This is a genomic window from Mesorhizobium sp. M4A.F.Ca.ET.020.02.1.1 (genome assembly GCF_004022645.1).
In the GTDB taxonomy this organism is placed as follows: domain Bacteria; phylum Pseudomonadota; class Alphaproteobacteria; order Rhizobiales; family Rhizobiaceae; genus Mesorhizobium.
The window spans coordinates 1-2,176 of the sequence record NZ_RZOI01000887.1 but is presented as its reverse complement, the minus strand read 5'-3'; the positions used below and the strand labels follow the sequence as shown (position 1 = coordinate 2,176).

Below are 2,176 nucleotides of genomic sequence, written 5' to 3'. Positions count from 1 at the left end.
ATCTGTCGATCGCCAGGCCGGGGGCCGCCGTCGCCAGCCTGTCGATCCCCTGGGGCTTCAACAAGGGCGACGACGATCTCGGCGGCTACCACCTTATCTGGCCGCGCGATCTGGTCGAGACTGCCGGCGGCTTCCTAGCCGCCGGCGACGGCAAGCAGGCGCTACAGATCCTGACCCGTCTGCGCACGATCCAGCAGCCGGACGGCCACTGGCCGCAAAATGCCTGGTCCGACGGCACCGCCTATTGGCCGGGCATCCAGATGGACGAATGCGCCTTTCCGCTGCTGCTTGCCGACGCCTTGCGCCGCGCCGGCCACCTGCCGCGCGCGAAACTCGCCGGCTTCCTGCCGATGATCGAAAGTGCCGCGTCCTATGTCGTGCGCAACGGGCCGGTCACCGGCGAGGACCGCTGGGAAGAGGATGCCGGCTACAACCCCTTCACGCTGGCCGTCGAGATCGCCGCCCTGCTGGCGGCCGCCGACATGCTCGACATCGTGGGAAAAACAGAGCCGGCAAACTATCTGCGCGAGACCGCCGATTGCTGGAACGACCAGATCGAGCGCTGGACCTATGCCACCGGCACGCCATTATCCGCAGAAATGGGCGTCAACGGCTACTATGTCCGCATCGCCCCGCCGGATACGTCGGATGCCGCCTCCCCCAAGGACGGCTATGTGCCGATCAAGAACCGGCCCCCGGTCGACTCCGACAGGTTGGCCGAGGCTATCATCAGCCCCGATTCGCTGGCGCTGGTGCGCTTTGGTCTCAGGGCGGCGGATGATCCGCGCATTCTAGACACTTTGAAGGCCATCGACGCCCGGCTGCGCTGCGACCTGCCGCAAGGGCCGCTCTGGTATCGCTACACCGGCGACGGCTATGGCGAGCACGAGGACGGCGCGCCCTTCGACGGCACTGGCCAGGGCCGCCCATGGCCGCTGCTGGCGGGCGAGCGTGCCCATTACGAGCTCGCGGCGGGCCGCAGGGACAGGGCGGAAAGCCTGCTCGCGACGCTCGAGGCGTCCGCCGGGATCGGCGGCCTGCTGCCGGAGCAGGTCTGGGACGGCCCCGACATGCCGCAGCGCGAGTTGCGCCGCGGCGCCCCTTCGGGCAGCGCCATGCCGCTGGTCTGGGCGCATGCCGAGCACATCAAGCTCTTGCGTTCGCTTCGCGACGGCGCCGTCTTCGACCTGCCGCCGCAAGGCGTCGAGCGCTACATCAAGGCAAAGACCACCTCGCCGCGCAGGATATGGCGCTTCAACAACAAGATCCGTTCCATCCCCACCGGCAAGATGCTGCGCGTCGAGCTTGCAGCGCGCGGCGTTGTCCATTGGAGCAGCGACAAATGGCTGACGGTGCGCGACGACAAGACGATCGAAAACGCGTTCGGTGTCCATCTGGTGGATTTGTCCGTTGACCGACTTCCGCCGGGGAGCACGATCGTCTTCACTTTTTTCTGGCCCGACACCAGCCGTTGGGAGAATGTCGACTTCACCGTCTGTATCGAAGGGTCGGATAGCCGCTAGATTTCTTCTTCCTCAAACGACTGGGACAAATCCATGCAGATCGGAATGATGGGACTGGGCAGGATGGGCGCCAACATGGTGCGCCGCTTGATGCGCGACGGCCATGAATGCGTCGTCTATGACATCAACCCGGCAAGCGTCGCCGCTTTGGTCAAGGACGGCGCCGTCGGCACCGCCTCGATGGAAGAATTCGTCGGCAAGCTCGCCAAGCCGCGCAGCGCCTGGCTGATGCTGCCGGCGGCGATCACCGGCAGGATCGCCGACCAGGTGGCGGCATTGATGGAGCCCGGCGACATCATCATCGATGGCGGCAATTCCTACTATCACGACGCCGTTACCAGGCCGCCGAGCTGGCGGCCAAGGGCATCAACTATGTCGATGTCGGCACCAGCGGCGGCGTCTGGGGCCTGGAGCGCGGCTACTGCCTGATGATCGGCGGTCCGGACGAGGCGGTGCGCCATCTCGATCCGATCTTCGCCACGCTAGCGCCCGGCGCCGACGCCGGGAGCACGCCGGCCAAGGACGCCGGCACCGCGCCCTACGGCTACCTGCATTGCGGGCCGAGCGGCGCCGGCCATTTCGTCAAGATGGTCCACAACGGCATCGAATACGGCGTCATGGCCGCCTACGCCGAAGGCATCAACATCCTGAAG

At 66.4% G+C, this 2,176-nt stretch carries 1 protein-coding gene and 1 pseudogene; both read left to right on the top strand.

Annotation, left to right across the window (positions count from 1 at the left end; all coding sequences use genetic code 11):
- Positions 1–1,523, top strand: a 1,523-nt coding sequence (locus EN742_RS32600) for a glycoside hydrolase family 15 protein (RefSeq protein ID WP_245492450.1), incomplete at its 5' end; no start/stop codon positions are given.
- A 33-nt stretch (positions 1,524–1,556) separates the two neighbouring features.
- Positions 1,557–2,176 (top strand): annotated as a pseudogene (locus tag EN742_RS32595) (NADP-dependent phosphogluconate dehydrogenase); the annotation flags it as partial.